The sequence below is a fragment of the Aminobacter sp. P4_D5 genome (assembly GCF_056401815.1).
In genome coordinates, this window is sequence record NZ_JBFUIP010001040.1 from 1 (window position 1) to 596 (window position 596).

Annotated in this window: 1 pseudogene; it reads left to right on the top strand. The window is 74.7% G+C overall.

Annotated features, from left to right (window positions below):
- Positions 1-54: 54 nt before the first annotated feature.
- Positions 55-596, top strand: a pseudogene (locus tag AC1DWF_RS36540) (hypothetical protein); the annotation flags it as partial.

The window sequence follows — 596 nt, forward strand, 5'->3', positions numbered from 1 at the left end:
CTGTGGGGCTTGACGGGTCTGGGCGGGGCGCGTCTGCGGCCGGCCGGACGAGTTATGTCGGATGGCGGGCTGCTGAGCTGCACCACCTCGGCCGCCCAGTGCCTGGCCGCCGCCGGGACCGCCGACCCCACCAACACCGCCAGGGCGGCCGGGTCCACCAACTCCACCGACGCCGCCGACGCCACCACCAGGACCACCGACACCGCCGGGACCGCCGACCCCACCTACACCGCCAGGGCGGCCGGGTCCGCCAATTCCACCGACGCCGCCGACACCACCACCAGGACCGCCGACACCGCCGGGGCGGCCGGGTCCACCAACTCCACCGACGCCGCCAACACCACCAGGACGGCCGGGCCCGCCAACCCCGCCAGCTCCACCGATGCCGCCGACTCCACCAGCACCACCGACGCTTCCGGGGCCACCGAGACCACCGATGCCCTCGCCGCGTCCTACCTGGTCCATCCGGCCGCGAAACTGCTCGCGCGATCGAGCACGGTCCGCGCCCCCGGCACGGTCGGCGCCGACATTGTTGCGCACCTGGTCATTGCGGTAGGCCACGCCCTGGCGATGCGTGGCGTCGTGCCGCCAGGTGT